The sequence below is a fragment of the Streptomyces sp. NBC_01092 genome, assembly GCF_045039535.1.
Taxonomy (GTDB): domain Bacteria; phylum Actinomycetota; class Actinomycetes; order Streptomycetales; family Streptomycetaceae; genus Streptomyces.
On the sequence record NZ_CP108659.1, the window covers coordinates 3,102,440 to 3,115,948 of the forward strand.

Sequence of the window (13,509 nt, forward strand, 5' to 3'; positions counted from 1 at the left end):
TGACCGTGCCTCTTGTGCTCACCCCGATACGGGCTTCCGGTCGGGGTGGGCGGGGTCGAGGGTGAACAGATCGCCTTCCGAAGTGGCGACGACGGGGGCGCCCTTGTGCAGCAACACCTCGGCCCGCGACCAGCCCTGGTTCGTCACCCGCTGGGTACGCGGCATGGTCTCCCACAGCAGCGTGCCCTTCAACGCGTCGAGGGCGGCTACCCGGCCGCTCGCGCTGGCCAGGTAGACCACATGGGCGCGCGGGTCGTGGGTGACGTCGCTCGGCTGTTCCAGGCTCGTCCGGGTCTGCCACAGCCGCTCGCCCGTCCGGGCCGAAACGGCGGTCACCTGGCCGGAGGTCGTGGCGAACCACAAAGTGCCGTCCGACAGGGTCGCGTTGCCCTCGAACTCCTGCGCCAACTTCGTCGTACTGTCCTTGCCCGTGTCCGGATCCAGCAGCCGGATCCGGGAGAACGCCTCCTTGTCCACGTCCTCTACCGGGTCGAGGAAGAGCAGGCGGCCGTCGAACGTCCCGACGAGAGTTGCGCGCCTGGGCACCGTCAGGCGCCGCGTCGAGCCGTCGGCCCGGTCCCAGCCCAGGAGCAGCGACTCCTTGCTGCCGGTCAACGCCGGGGCGCACTGGACATAGGGGTCCTCACCGGTGTCCGCCCAGTCGCAGTACTGCCCCTCCGGCAGCGGTGCCGTCCAGCGTTCGGCGCCGGTGCGCGGTGAGCGGGCGATCACCGAACGGCCGCTGTCGTCGGGGACGATCACGAGGTCGCCGGAGAGGTGCGGGCGGACCTGGCTCGTGTTCACGGTGCGATGCCAGAGCCTCTTTCCGGTCACCGTGTCGAGTGCGGTCACCGAGTACTCGGGGTCGTCCCCCTGCTCGGGGCGGTACTCCTGCTGGACGACCATCGCGTCGTCGACGACACCGAGGACCGAGAAGATGTACGTCCCGTTGCCCACAGCGGACGGCACCCCGTCCGCCCGCCAGACGACCCGTCCGGTGAGCGCGTCGATACGCACGGGCAGGACCCCGTCGCCCGCGCAATGGACGCCGCCCTCGTACACCTCGCACTCGGGGGTGCCCTCCGGGCCGTAGCCGGCGACGCCGGTTGCGTCCTTCACTCCCTGCGCGGCGATGGCGTCCGCCGACGTCTGCCAGGGCTTCCAGCCGGCCGGCATGGCCGCCCATCGGGACGGCGCGGACGCGGCGGTGTCGGCCCCCGACGGGGCGTCGTCGTCCCCGAGTCCGGGCCCGATGAGCAGGTATCCCGTCAGTCCGAGCGCGAGGGCGACGACGGCAGCGGTCGTGGCCCACAGCGGGCGTATCCGGCGCCGACGCCGGCCCTCGGCCGCGGGGGCCGGGGCGGCGGGCCGGGTGGAGACCAGGGCCATCTCCTCCGTGCGCAGCGTCACGGTGGGCCGGTCGTCGGCGCCCGACTCCGGCAGCGCGGCCACGAACTCCCCCGCCAGGTCGTCCAGTTCGGGCCGGTCGGCGGGTTCCTTGGCGAGGCAGCGCTCCAGGATCGCCTGAAGGGGCTCTGCCACACCGTCCAGGACGGGGGCGTCGTGGACCACCTGATAGGCCGTGAGGTAGGGGCTGTCGGCGTCGAAGGGACCCCGGCCCGTGATCGAGTAGACCAGCAGGGCGCCCACGGAGAAGACGTCGGAGGCCCGGCCCACCGAGCGGGCGTCGGTGAGCTGCTCCGGGGACATGAACGGCGGGGTGCCGATCATCTGGCCGGTCTCGGTCAGGGTGTTGTGGTTCTCGGCCGCGCGGGAGATGCCGAAGTCGATGACGCGGGGGCCGTCCTCGGCCATCAGGACGTTCGCGGGTTTGAGGTCCCGGTGGACCACGCCCGCCCGGTGGATGTCCCGCAGCGCTTCCACCAGCCCGAGGGCCAGCCGCCGCAGTTCGGTGCCCTTCAGCGGGCCCTGTTCGCGGATCAGGGCGGCGAGCGAGGGCCCGGGCACGTACTGGGTCGCCATCCAGGGCCGTACCGCCTCCGGGTCCGCGTCCACGACCGGTGCGGTGAAGGCGCCGCTCACCTTGCGGACGGCCTCGATCTCCTGGCGGAAGCGGGCGCGGAAGACCGCGTCCTCGGCGTACTGCGCGTGCACCACCTTGACGGCGACCTCACGGCCCGAGCGCGATCTTCCCCGGTAGACGATCCCCATGCCCCCGGACCCGAGCCGGTCGACCAGTTTGTAGCCGCCGAGCGACTTCGGGTCGTCCTTGTGCAGCGGCACGCCCGGATCCCCTCCCCCGTGATGCAGTCAGAGCCTCAGGATACGTAACGGGGAAACGGTGACGGCCGGGGTCCCGAACCGCACTTTCCGGTTCGGGACCCGGCCGCCGTGGGTCATTCGGCCAGGTGGCGCGATCAGACCGACGCGGGCTCCGGCTCGTCCGAGGCCGACGTCGGCTCGGCCCGGGTGCCCGCCTTCTTCGCCCGCTTCGCCGCCCGCTTCTTCGCCCGGCGCTCCTTGCGGAGCTCCACCATCGCGTAGAGGGTCGGGACGAGGAGCAGGGTCAGCAGGGTCGACGTGATCAGACCGCCGATCACGACCACGGCCAGCGGCTGGGCGATGAAGCCGCCCTCGCCGGTGACGCCCAGGGCCATGGGCAGCAGGGCGAAGATCGTCGCCAGGGCCGTCATGAGGATCGGGCGCAGCCGGTGGCGGCCGCCCTCGATCACGGCCTCGACGACGCCGTAACCCTGCTTGCGGTACTGGTTGATGAGGTCGATCAGCACGATCGCGTTCGTCACCACGATGCCGATCAGCATCAGCATGCCGATCATCGCGGGGACGCCCATCGGGGTGCCGGTCGCGATCAGGAGGCCGATCGCGCCCGTCGCGGCGAACGGGATGGAGACCAGCAGGATCAGCGGCTGGACCAGCGAGCGGAAGGTCGCGACCAGCAGCATGAAGACGATCGCGATGGCCGCCAGCATCGCCAGGCCCAGGTTGGCGAACGCGTCGTCCTGGTCCTCGGAGACACCGCCGATCGAAGCGGTGGCGCCCGCCGGGAGCGTCAGGCCGTTGATCTCGGACTGGAGGTCCGCGCTCACCGCGCCCGTGTTGTCGCCGGTCGGCTTCGCGCTGATCGTGGCCGCGCGCTGGCCGTCGATCCGGGTCATCGAGACCGGGCCGTCCACCAGCTTCACGTCCGCGATGTCACCCAGCTTCACCGGGCCCAGACGCAGGTCCTCAAGCTGCTTCAGCGTCGTCGCCGGCTTCGCCGACTTGATGACGATGTCCCGCTCGGTGTCGTCGAGGGTCGCCTGGGCCGCCGTGTTGCCACGGACCGCCTGGGCCACCGCCATGCCGAGCGTCTGGTCGTTGAAGCCCGCCGCGGCCGCCTTGTCGTTGGCCTTGACCGAGATGCGCGGGACGCTCTGCGACAGGTCGCTGGTGACGTCGGTGACGTCGTCCAGACCGGCCACCGCCTCGCGGACCTGCTCCGCCGCCTTGCGCAGCACGTCCGCGTCGGCCGCCTTCACGACGACGCTCAGGTCCTGGGCGCCGAAGCCGTCACCGGCGGCGATCGTGGTGGTGCCGATGCCGTCGAGCTTCTTCAGGCCCGCCTCGATGCCGTCCTGTACGTCGTCGAAGGACGCGGAGTCCTCCAGCATCACCTGGTACGACGCCTGGTTGGTGTCGGTGCCGCCGCCGAAGGCCGCCATGAAGCCGGACGAGCCGATGGTGACCTGGTAGTCCTTGACGCCCTTGGTGTCGGCGAGCAGCTGCTCGACCTTCTTCGCCTGCTCGTCGGTCGCCGCCAGGCTGGTGCCCGGCTTCAACTCCTGCTTGACGGTGAGGACTTCCTGCTCGCCCTGGTCGAAGAAGTTCGTCTTCAGCAGCGGCGCCATGCCGAACGTGCCGACGAGGATGACGATCGCGAGCAGCACGCTGGTGAGGCGGCGGCGGGTCGCGAAGCGCAGGACGGGGACGTAGATGCGCTGGAGCCTGCTCTTCGCCTCCTTCTCCTCGGCGATCCGGCGCGCTTCCTCGGCGTCCGCCGGGGTGCCCTTGGGCGCGCGCAGGAACCAGAACGACAGGACCGGCACGACCGTCAGCGAGACCAGCAGCGACGCCAGCAGGGCCGCCGTCACGGTCAGGCTGAACGAGCCGAACAGCTCGCCCACCATGCCGCCGACGAGGCCGATCGGCAGGAACACCGCGACCGTGGTGAGCGTCGACGACGTCACCGCGCCGGCGACCTCGCGGACCGCCTTGATGATGGCGTCGTGGCGCTCCTCGCCGTAGCCGAGATGGCGCTTGATGTTCTCCAGGACCACGATCGAGTCGTCGACGACGCGGCCGATGGCGATGGTGAGCGCGCCGAGCGTCAGCATGTTGAGGGAGAGGTCCCTCGTCCACAGGACGATCAGGGCCAGGACGACGGAGAGCGGGATGCTCACCGCCGTCACCAGCGTCGAGCGGATCGATGCCAGGAAGACCAGGATGACGAGGACCGCGAAGAGCAGGCCGAGCGCGCCCTCCGTGGTCAGGCCGTCGATGGACTTCTTCACGGCCGGGCCCTGGTCGCTGACCACGGTCACCTTGGCGTCCGAGCCGAGGTCCCCCCGGATCTCCGGGAGCTTGTCCTCGACGGCGTCGGAGATGGCGACCGCGCTGCCGTCGCGGTCCATGGTGACCGCGACCGCGAGGGACGGCTCGCCGTCGGTGCGGGTGATGGAGTCGGCCGGGGCCTGCTCCTGCTTGACGGAAGCGACGTCGGCGAGGCGGACCGGCTTGCCGCCGGCGCCGGGCTCACCGGCGACCATCAGGTCCTCGACCTGCTGGAGCGAGGTGAAGCCGCCGCCCACCTGGACCGTGCGGTTGCTGCCGTCCTCGTCGAAGGAGCCGGCCGGCACGGTGGCGCCGCCCGCCTGCAGGGCCTGGGAGATGGACGCCGAGGTCAGGCCGGCCTTCGCCAGCTTGGCGTCGTTCGGCGTGACGGTGACCTGGAGGTCGCGTACGCCGTCGACGGTGACCTGGCCGACGCCGTCGATGTCCTTCAGGTCCGGCACGAGGGTGCGGTCGATCCGGTCGGCGAGGGCCTGCTGGTCCTTGCCGGAGGTGACGGCGAGGACGACGGTCGGGATGTCGTCCGTGGAACCGGCGATGACCTGCGGGTCCACGTCGTCGGGCAGCTGGACGCGGGCCCGGTTGACGGCCTGCTGGACGTCGGCGACGAGCTGCTGGTTGTCGGGGCCGTAGTCGAAGGACGCCATGATCACGGCGTTGCCCTCGCTGGCCGTGGAGGTGACGCCGGTGATGCCGTCGACGGCTTCGAGGCTGTCCTCGATCGGCTCGACGACCTGCTTCTCGACGACATCCGGCGACGCGCCCTGGTACGGCGCGAGGACGGACACCATGGGCAGTTCGATGGAGGGCAGCAGCTGCTGCTTGAGCTGGGGGATCGCGATCGCGCCGAAGGCGAGCGCGATGATCGAGATCAGGCCTATCAGGGCACGTTGGGCGAGGCTGAATCGGGACAGCCAGGACATGGGTCAGGGTCTCTCTTCTGTGAGCGGCAGAAGCGGCAAGGGCGTCTGTGTCGGTGGCACACATGGGCGCGCCGCACACATGTGAGCGCCCGCCTCTCACACCCTGAGCCATCGAGAGCCGGGTTTTCCTAGACCCCAGGTCCATTTCCTTATCCGGCGCATACTCCGGGCGCAGTATGCGCGGTCGAGTTCACTCCACCCTTGGACGTACCAGCCCGGACTCGTACGCGATCACCACGAGCTGGGCCCGGTCGCGCGCACCGAGCTTGGACATGGCCCGGTTGACGTGCGTCTTCACCGTCAGCGGGCTGACCTCCAGGCGCTCGGCGATCTCGTCGTTGGAGTGCCCGCCGGCGACCTGGACGAGGACCTCGCGCTCACGGCCGGTGAGGGCGTCGAGCCGCTCGGCGCGCGCCGGGTCGCGGTCGTCGTCGCTGTCGCCCTGGGCGAGGAAGCGGGCGATCAGGCCCTTGGTGGCGGCCGGGGAGAGCAGGGCCTCGCCGCCGGCCGCGATGCGGATGGCGGCGAGGAGTTCGTCGGGTTCGGAGCCCTTGCCGAGGAAGCCGGAGGCCCCGGCGCGCAGCGACTGCACGACGTAGTCGTCGACCTCGAAGGTGGTGAGGATGACCACGCGGACATGAGCGAGGGCCGGGTCGGCGCTGATCATGCGGGTGGCGGCGAGGCCGTCGGTGCCGGGCATCCGGATGTCCATCAGGACGACGTCCGCGCCCCGCTCTCTGGCCAGGCGCACCGCCTCCGCCCCGTCGGACGCCTCACCGACGACCTCCATGTCGGGCTCGGAGTCGACCAGCACCCGGAAGGCGCTGCGCAGGAGGGCCTGGTCGTCGGCGAGCAGGACGCGGATGGTCATGCGGGGTCCTCGTCTGTCAGGTGGCGTAACGCGTCCTCGGCCGTCATACGGCGTCTTCCGCGGCGCGGGCACGGCTCTTGACCGGCAGGATCGCATGGACGCGGAAGCCGCCTCCGTAGCGGGGGCCGGTGGTGAGGGTGCCGCGCAGGGCGGTGACGCGCTCGCGCATGCCGAGCAGGCCGTGGCCGCCACCCTCGATCGTGTCGTCGTCGCCGGCGCCGTCGTCGAGGACGGTGATCTCGACGTTCGGCCCCACCCGGACGACGCTCACCTCGGCCTTGGCGTCCGCGCCCGCGTGCTTCTGGACATTGGTGAGGGCCTCCTGGATGACCCGGTAGGCGGCCAGGTCCACGGCGGCCGGGAGCGTGGTGTCCCGGTCGGCGCGGGCGACCTCGACCTGGAGGCCGGCGCTGCGGAAGGTGCCCGCGAGTTCGTCGAGGCGGTGGAGGCCGGGGGCGGGTTCGGTGGGGGCCTCGGGGTCGCCGGACTGCCTCAGCAGGCCGACCGTGGCCCGCAGTTCGTTGAGCGCCGAGCGGCTGGCCTCGCGTACGTGGGCGAGGGCCTCCTTGGCCTGGTCGGGCCGCTTGTCCATGACGTGGGCGGCGACGCCGGCCTGCACATTGACCAGGGCGATGTGGTGGGCGACGACGTCGTGCAGGTCCCGGGCGATCCGCAGGCGCTCCTCGGCCACGCGGCGGCGGGCCTCCTCCTCGCGGGTGCGTTCCGCTCGCTCGGCGCGCTCCCGGATGGCCTGGACGACGGCGCGGCGGCTGCGGACCGCGTCGCCGGCGGTGGCGCCGATGCCGGTCCAGGCGAAGATCGCGAGATTCTCCTGGGCGTACCAGGGCAGGGGGCCGGCGAGCATCGCGGAGCCGGTGAGGACGGTGATGGTGAGCAGGCCGACGCGCCAGGTGGTGGTGCGGTCGGTGGTGGAGGCGACGGTGTAGAGGGCGATGACCGCGGACATGGCGACCGGGGCGCGGGGGTCGCCGGTGACGGACTCCACGAGAGAGACCGCGCTGGTGAGGGCGAGCACCGTCATGGGGGCGCGGCGGCGGAAGACCAGGGCCGCGGAGCCGAGGGTGATGAGCAGGAGGCTGAGCGCGTCCGGGGTGCGCAGGGCCCACGTGACGCCCTGCTTCCCGTGCGGGTCCACGAACGAGCCGGCCACCGTGCAGGCGAGGACGCCCACCGCCAGCCCCGCGTCCAGCGCCATGGGGTGCGCCTTGAGATGCCGCCTGGCGCGTTCGAGGGTGCTCACGGTTGATTACGGTACGGCGTCCCTGCGGGGCTTGGAACGGGGGTGGACTGGAGGTTTCTCACGTCAGGTGCCCGGCGCCACCACCCAGGTACCAAGGGGCTCCGCCCCCTGGACCCCCGCTGGGACCTGCGGCCCCAGACCCCGCTTCGGCCCTGAACGGGCCTCGTCCTCAATCGCCGGACGGGCTGGATGATGCCGCCCGGCGTCCAGAAGTCCAGTCCTGCTCAGCCCGGGATCAAGCCGTCGTCGCTCAGCAGTTCCCGGACCTCCTCCAGCGTCGCGTCCGGGGACGGCAGGATCAGTTCCGACGGTTCGAGGGAGTCGTCGGGCAGGGGCACGCCCAGGTCGCGGACCTTGGACAGGAGTGCGGTGAGGGTGCGGCGGAAGCCGGGGCCGTCGCCGCTCTCCATTTCCGCGAGGAGTTCGTCGTCGAGTTTGTTCAGCTCGGGCAGGTGGCTGTCGGACAGCTTCACCTGCCCCTCACCCATGATCCGGACGATCATGTCGCCCATCTCGCCCTCCTCGGCGTGGGCCCCGGCCGTCGGCTACTGCTTGTCGAAGCGCGGGGTGTCCTGCGGCTGCTGCTGGGACTGCTGGCCCGAGCCGCCCTCGATGGCCTGCTGGCCGGCCGACGGGCCGCCCGCCAGCTCCGCCTTCATGCGCTGCAGTTCCAGCTCTACATCCGTACCACCGGAGAGCCGGTCCAGCTCGGCCTGGAGGTCGTCCTTGTGCATGCCGGACTGGTCGTCCAGGGCGCCCGAGGCGAGGAGCTCGTCGATCGCGCCGGCGCGGGCCTGGAGCTGGGCCGTCTTGTCCTCGGCCCGCTGGATCGCCATGCCGACGTCGCCCATCTCCTCGGAGATGCCGGAGAACGCCTCGCCGATCCGGGTCTGCGCCTGGGCCGCGGTGTACGTGGCCTTGATGGTCTCCTTCTTCGTACGGAAGGCGTCGACCTTGGCCTGAAGTCGCTGGGCCGCGAGGGTGAGCTTCTCCTCCTCGCCCTGCAAGGTCGCGTGCTGGGTCTCCAGGTCCGTCACCTGCTGCTGGAGGGCGGCGCGGCGCGAGAGCGCCTCGCGGGCCAGGTCCTCGCGGCCCAGCGCGAGCGCCTTGCGGCCCTGGTCCTCCAGCTTCGACGACTGCTGCTGGAGCTGGTTCAGCTGGAGCTCCAGGCGCTTGCGCGACGTGGCGACGTCGGCCACACCGCGGCGCACCTTCTGGAGCAGCTCCAACTGCTTCTGGTACGAGTAATCGAGGGTTTCGCGCGGGTCCTCGGCCCGGTCAAGGGCCTTGTTCGCCTTCGCGCGGAAGATCATCCCCATACGCTTCATGACACCGCTCATGGGCTTCGCGCGCCCCCTTCTGACGGACTCCACTCCAGCACCTGCGACAGAACCCACAGTACGGGCCCTGCATCCATTACCGCACTGTTCGGGGACGGATGCGCTCATCCCCAAGGACGACTGCCTACGCTCCTGCTCCGGCGTAAGGAGTAGGTGACTCCCGGGTGCCCACCCGGTGCCGCCCACGTGCCTCCCCCGTGGCCATCGGAAGATCCGTTTGCAACGTCCCTCTGTCCCCCTACGACGACTGGTGTTGCCGGATCGTTCCCCATGGGGCTGGGGTCCAACCCCGGCCACCCCGTACCCTTGGGTTTTGTGTTCCGTAGCCGTGCCAAGGATGAGAAGGCCCAAGCCGCCGACAAGGCGCTGGTGACCGACTCCAACGAGACCCGTCACCCCGAGGCCCCCAAGGGCCGCCCCACGCCCAAGCGCAATGCGGCCCAGTCGCAGCGTCGCAGCGTGGCCAACACGTCGATGACGCGTAAGGATGCCGCCAAGCGCGGGCGCGAGGAGCGCCGGGCCGCCCTGGAGAAGCAGCGCCAGGCGCTGGCCGGGGGCGACGAGCGGTATCTGCCGGCCCGCGACAAGGGCCCGGTCCGCAAGTTCGCGCGTGACTTCATCGACTCGCGCTTCAACATCGCGGAGTTCTTCCTGCCGATGGCCGTGGTCATCCTCGTGCTGAGCCTGGTGCAGGTGCCCGCGTTGCAGAACATCGCGCTGCTGCTGTGGCTGATCGTGATCGTCCTGATCGTGCTGGACTCGGTCGTGACCGGCTTCCGGCTGAAGAAGCGGTTCGCCGAGCGCTTCCCCGACGAGAACAAGCGCGGCGCCGTCGCCTACGCGCTGATGCGCTCTCTCCAGATGCGCCGGCTCCGGCTGCCGAAGCCGCAGGTCAAGCGCGGAGAGCGGCCCTGAGCGCTGCGGCTTTCCCCGAGGGCGTGGCCGAAGCCCGGCTCAGCGGGCCGGGCGGGCCCAGTGAAGTCGTACGACAGGAGCTGGTCGCCCGGCAGCTCGACGAGCAGATAGGCGGGCGGTTCCCGGTCGGGCAGCGGCTGCGGGTGCTCGACGTGGGGATGGGCCGGGGCGCGCAGGCGCTGCGGCTGGCCCGGGCCGGGCACCAGGTGACCGGCGTCGAGCAGGACGCGAAGCTGATCGCCGCGGCCCGCGAGGAGCTGGCCGGCGAGCCGGAGGGGATCCGGGAGCGGGTGCGGCTCGTCGAGAGCGATGGGCGGGACACCGGCGTCCACTTTCTGCCGGGCAGCTTCGACGTCGTGCTGTGCCACGGCGTGCTGATGCACATCGAGGAGCCCGACCCGATGCTGGCTGGGCTGGCCCGGATGCTCGCCCCCGGCGGACTGCTGTCGCTGCTCGTGTGCAACGGCGACGCGCTCGCCATGCGCCCCGGGCTGTCCGGGGACTGGGCCGGCGCGCTGTCCGCCTTCGACACCACCGCCCACCTGCCCCATCCCCGTACGACGTCGGACGACGGCGAGGGCCCCGTCCGGCCCGGGACCGACGTTCGGGCCGACCGGCTGTCGGACCTGACGGCGACGCTCGCGGGCATCGGGGCGCCGCTGCACACCTGGTACGGGGTGCGGGTGTTCACCGACACGGCAAAGGACGAGGCGCAGATCCCGGCGGACGTCGGGACGTTGCTGGCGGTCGAGGAACGCGCCGGGAAGACCGATCCCTATCGGAGCGTGGCGGCGCTGCTGCATCTGTGCGGAGTGCGCGGCTGATCCCGTTTCCCGTTCGGGTGAGCAGCACGCGCCGGGCGCATGCCCGGCGGTGAGACTCGGGGCATGGATGCTCGCCGTTTGCGTACCCGGCGTCCGGCCGTCGTGGTCCTCGCCCTCCTGTTCTTGCTCGGCCTCCTCGGCGCCTGTTCGTCCTCCTCGTCCACGCGCGAGGAGGAGGACTCGACGACCCAGGCCGCCGTGCCGAAGGCGGTCCGGGCGGTCGATGACCTTCAGGACGGCTATCTGAAGGTGATCAAGGACGTGTTGCCGTCGGTCGTGCAGATCCAGGGCAGGCGTGACCTCGGATCGGGCGTGGTCTACGACGGGGACGGGCACATCGTCACCAACGCGCATGTCGTCGGGGACGAGAAGAGCTTCCGCGTGACGACCGCCAACAGCGAGAAGGAACTCACCGCCCAGCTCGTCTCCTCGTACCCGCAGCAGGACCTCGCCGTCGTCAAGCTGGACGACCCGCCGGACGGGCTGAAGGGGGCGAAGTTCGCGGACTCCTCGAAGATCCAGGTCGGGCAGATCGTGCTGGCCATGGGCTCGCCGCTGGGGCTGTCGTCCAGTGTGACGCAGGGCATCGTCTCGGCGACCGGACGGACCGTCACCGAGGGCGGCGAGGGCGGCACGGGCGCGACGATCGCGAACATGGTGCAGACGTCGGCGGACATCAACCCCGGCAACAGCGGCGGCGCCCTGGTGAACCTCGACAGCGAGGTCATCGGCGTCCCGACCCTCGCCGCCGTCGACCCGGACGTCGGGGACAGCGCGGCGCCGGGCATCGGGTTCGCGATCCCGTCGTCGACGGTGCAGAAGATCGCCGACCAGATCATCGAGGACGGCCGGGTCACCGACTCGGGCCGGGCGGCGCTCGGCATCACCGGCCGCACGGTCGTGGACGACGACTACCAGGCGGCTGGCGTGGCCGTCGTCGAGGTGCAGGACGGCTCAGCGGCCGACAAGGCCGGTCTGGAGCCCGGGGACATCATCACCCGGCTGGGGGATACGGAGATCACCACCATCACCTCGCTGTCCGAGGCGCTGGCCGGCGACAAGCCGGGTGACCGGACCACCGTGACGTACAGCCGTGACGGCGACGACAAGAAGGTGGATGTCACGTTGGGCGAGCAGTGACGGGGGCGAAGGGATCCGCGAAGGGACACGTCCCTCGCCCCCCGTCCGGTCAGGCCTCGGCGTGCAGGCTCATCGGGCCGTAGATCTGCGTGGCGTCCTCGAACAGCCGCACCTGGTCCGCGCCGCCCTCCTGAAGTGCCTTCCAGTGCTCCCCGATCCAGGACTCGGCGTCGCCCTGGGTGGTGAACTCCTCGGGCTGCACCGCGGGCTGGACCTCCGCCCCGTCGGCCTTCTCGAACCGCCACGTCCATGCCGCCATGTACGCCTCCAAGGTGTCAGCACGTTGAGTGCAACAGCGTATGCGGTTCGTGTGCGTCTGCTGCTCGGTGGGGGCCGCTCGCCCCGCCGCACAGCCGCCGATGTCACCGCCGCGCGCCCCCGAAGGGGCCTCGCGCGCGCAAGATCGGCGGTGACCGGCGAAAATCGGGGCGTGGAACTGACTCTCCTCGGCACCGGTGCCCCCGCGGGACTCCCCCGCCCCGACTGTCCGTGCGCGGCGTGTGCCAGTGCGCTCGGTGATGACGCGCGGGCGGCCACCGCGCTGCTCGTGGACGGGGCGCTGCTGCTGGATCTGACGCCCGGGGCGGCGTTCGCGGCGGCGCGGGCCGGGCGTTCGCTGGGGACCGTACGGCAGGTGCTGCTGTCGCATCCGCACGACGGGCCCGCCGTCGAGGTGCCGGCCGGGCTGCCGCAGCCCGGGCGGGTGCCGGACGGGCGGGAGTTGGCGCTGCTGACGGGGCATCGGGTGCGGGCGGTGGCGATGGACGCGCCGGGCACGGGGTACGCGGTGACGGGGCCGGACGGGCAGCGTCTGCTGTATCTGCCGCCGGGGGGTGCGCCGGCCGGGCTGGAGAACGGGGCCGGCGGGATGTACGACATGGTCGTCGCCGACGTGGTGGGACGGCCGGACGCCCTGGCCAAGCTGCGGGCGGTGGGCGCCGTCGGGCCGACGACGGACGTCATCGCCGTGCATCTGGACCATGACGCCGCGCCGGGCGCCGAGCTGCGGCGGCGGCTGGCCGCGGCGGGGGCACGGGCCGTGCCGGACGGGACGACGCTGGTGGTGGGGGCGTACGAGGACGTGCCGGACGTGCCGCGCCGGACCCTGGTGGTGGGCGGCGCCCGGTCGGGGAAGTCGGTCGAGGCGGAGCGGCGGCTGGAGTCCTTCCCGGATGTGCTGTACGTCGCGACCGGGGGCACCCGGAGCGGGGACAACGAGTGGGCGACGCGGGTCGCCGTGCACCGGGAGCGGCGGCCGGGGTCGTGGCGTACGGCGGAGACGTGCGACTTGGCTCCGCTGTTGGCCGAGGACGGGGCGCCGTTGCTCATCGACTGTCTGTCGCTGTGGCTGACGGACGCGATGGACTCCGTCGGGGCGTGGGACGACGCGGTGTGGGCGGACGGCGGGGAGCGGGCTCTGCGGGATCGCGTGCGCGAGCTGACGGAGGCGGTGCGGGCCACTCGGCGGACCGTTGTTGCCGTGTCCAATGAGGTGGGGTCGGGGATTGTGCCGGCCACGGCGTCCGGGCGGCGGTACCGGGATGAGCTCGGGCGGTTGAACGCTGCGTTTGCGGGTGAGTGTGAGCAGGTTGTTTTGGTGGTGGCGGGGCAGGCGGTGGTGCTTCGCGGGTGAGTGCCGCGGTTT

General features: G+C 71.5%; 11 protein-coding genes. 4 read left to right on the forward strand and 7 right to left on the reverse strand.

What is annotated here, in order from left to right:
- Positions 1-18: 18 nt before the first annotated feature.
- The 6 genes from OG254_RS13895 to OG254_RS13920 all read right to left on the reverse strand — a co-directional run bounded on the left by OG254_RS13895 (position 19) and on the right by OG254_RS13920 (position 8,958).
- Complete coding sequence (locus OG254_RS13895) at positions 19-2,244, reverse strand: protein kinase domain-containing protein (protein WP_405581267.1); 2,226 nt, start codon at positions 2,242-2,244, stop codon at positions 19-21.
- A 134-nt stretch (positions 2,245-2,378) separates the two neighbouring features.
- On the reverse strand, positions 2,379-5,513 hold the full coding sequence (locus OG254_RS13900; protein WP_405581270.1) for an efflux RND transporter permease subunit: 3,135 nt from the start codon (positions 5,511-5,513) through the stop codon (positions 2,379-2,381).
- A 190-nt stretch (positions 5,514-5,703) separates the two neighbouring features.
- Positions 5,704-6,384, reverse strand: coding sequence for a response regulator (locus OG254_RS13905; RefSeq protein WP_405581273.1), 681 nt, complete (start codon positions 6,382-6,384; stop codon positions 5,704-5,706).
- Positions 6,385-6,427: 43 nt separating this feature from the next.
- Positions 6,428-7,645 carry a sensor histidine kinase gene (locus tag OG254_RS13910; RefSeq protein ID WP_405581276.1) on the reverse strand — a complete coding sequence of 406 codons (1,218 nt, stop codon included), beginning with the start codon at positions 7,643-7,645 and terminating at the stop codon, positions 6,428-6,430.
- A gap of 224 nt (positions 7,646-7,869) precedes the next feature.
- Positions 7,870-8,148, reverse strand: coding sequence for a PspA-associated protein PspAA (locus tag OG254_RS13915; protein WP_147997985.1), 279 nt, complete (start codon positions 8,146-8,148; stop codon positions 7,870-7,872).
- 42 nt (positions 8,149-8,190) lie between these two features.
- Positions 8,191-8,958: a PspA/IM30 family protein gene (locus OG254_RS13920; RefSeq protein WP_261989451.1), complete on the reverse strand. Its 768-nt coding sequence runs from the start codon at positions 8,956-8,958 to the stop codon at positions 8,191-8,193.
- Positions 8,959-9,255: 297 nt separating this feature from the next.
- Here OG254_RS13920 and OG254_RS13925 point away from each other — a divergent pair, with 297 nt between their 5' ends.
- The 3 genes from OG254_RS13925 (at position 9,256) to OG254_RS13935 (ending at position 11,864) form a co-directional block, all read left to right on the forward strand.
- Positions 9,256-9,900, forward strand: a complete 645-nt coding sequence (locus tag OG254_RS13925; RefSeq protein ID WP_147996435.1) for a DUF3043 domain-containing protein — start codon at positions 9,256-9,258, stop codon at positions 9,898-9,900.
- Between the two features lie 80 nt (positions 9,901-9,980).
- Positions 9,981-10,724: a class I SAM-dependent methyltransferase gene (locus OG254_RS13930; protein WP_405594980.1), complete on the forward strand. Its 744-nt coding sequence runs from the start codon at positions 9,981-9,983 to the stop codon at positions 10,722-10,724.
- A 63-nt stretch (positions 10,725-10,787) separates the two neighbouring features.
- Entirely contained in the window at positions 10,788-11,864 is a 1,077-nt protein-coding gene (locus tag OG254_RS13935; RefSeq protein ID WP_405581279.1) for a S1C family serine protease, read from the forward strand.
- A gap of 49 nt (positions 11,865-11,913) precedes the next feature.
- Here the strand turns inward: OG254_RS13935 and OG254_RS13940 are convergent, their stop codons facing one another.
- Positions 11,914-12,123, reverse strand: a complete 210-nt coding sequence (locus OG254_RS13940; protein WP_147996433.1) for a hypothetical protein — start codon at positions 12,121-12,123, stop codon at positions 11,914-11,916.
- Between the two features lie 171 nt (positions 12,124-12,294).
- On the opposite strand from OG254_RS13940, the gene OG254_RS13945 reads away from it, so the two are divergent.
- Positions 12,295-13,497: a bifunctional adenosylcobinamide kinase/adenosylcobinamide-phosphate guanylyltransferase gene (locus OG254_RS13945; RefSeq protein WP_405581283.1), complete on the forward strand. Its 1,203-nt coding sequence runs from the start codon at positions 12,295-12,297 to the stop codon at positions 13,495-13,497.
- Positions 13,498-13,509: the final 12 nt, after the last annotated feature.